General features: G+C 32.4%; 2 protein-coding genes. Both read left to right on the top strand.

The genetic code is table 11. The features are described from left to right. A partial coding sequence (locus EZH24_RS12670) for a CDP-alcohol phosphatidyltransferase family protein (protein ID WP_137999401.1) occupies window positions 1–383 on the top strand: 383 nt, incomplete at its 5' end. A 105-nt stretch (window positions 384–488) separates the two neighbouring features. Beyond that, on the top strand, window positions 489–911 hold a 423-nt coding region (gene flgB / locus EZH24_RS12665; RefSeq protein ID WP_137999400.1), incomplete at its 3' end, for a flagellar basal body rod protein FlgB.

The following is a 911-nucleotide window of genomic DNA, read 5'->3' as shown; positions in this document are numbered from 1 at the left end:
TGGTTAGCGATTTGGGTAAAGTCCTCGACCCTTTTGCCGACACGGTTTTTCATATCACTATGTTTACGATTTTTTTATACGAGGGTTCTATGCCTATTTGGATGTTTATAATTTCGCTTTATAGAGATATGTTTTCAATGTTTATAAGAATTCTCGGAGGTTTGAGAGGATTTGCAGTCGCCGCAAAGTTTAGCGGAAAATTAAAAACCGCTTCGCGCGCCGCAGCCGTTGTGATAATATTTTTGATAAAAGTTTTAAAATTTACTTCTATTGATTATTTGCCGTTCGATAAAATAACTTATTATAGTTTGCTTATAGTGACGATAATAACTATATATTCGTTTTTCGATTATTTGCCTCTTATAACGAAAAAGAATAATTAATATATTTCTTTATTTCAAAATATAATTCGTATATAAAAAATCGTTTAAGGCTTTTTTAAAAAAACCGAAAATAAATAAAACTACTATTTTTAGGATTGTAAAATTATGAGTATTTTCGCAGACACTACTTACGCTAAAACGATGACTATAGCTAAAAAACTTTTGAATGTTTACGGTTTGAGAGCGGAGGTTATAGCCGACAATATAGCCAATGTTTCCACTCCGAATTTTAAGAGAAGCGATGTGACATTCGAATACCAATTGGGTAGGGCTTTAGATAGCGAAAAATATGACGGAATGGAAGCGAAAAGAACGGACGCAAGACATTTTCCTTTCAATATGCCGATGGATTATAAAGAAGTATCTCCGACTATAACGGTAGATTTTGACACAAGTTACAGAAACGATAAAAACAATGTCGATATAGATAAAGAAATGGCGGAAGAGGCTAAAAATACTTTAAGGTATCAAATGTTTACTCAAATTGTGAACTCTCAATATAGAGAGATTAGAAGAATGATAGGAAAC

This window comes from Brachyspira catarrhinii (genome assembly GCF_005518285.1).
Taxonomy (GTDB): domain Bacteria; phylum Spirochaetota; class Brachyspiria; order Brachyspirales; family Brachyspiraceae; genus Brachyspira; species Brachyspira catarrhinii.
Note: the sequence above shows the minus strand (reverse complement) of the source record. Positions and strands in the feature narration are given on the sequence as shown.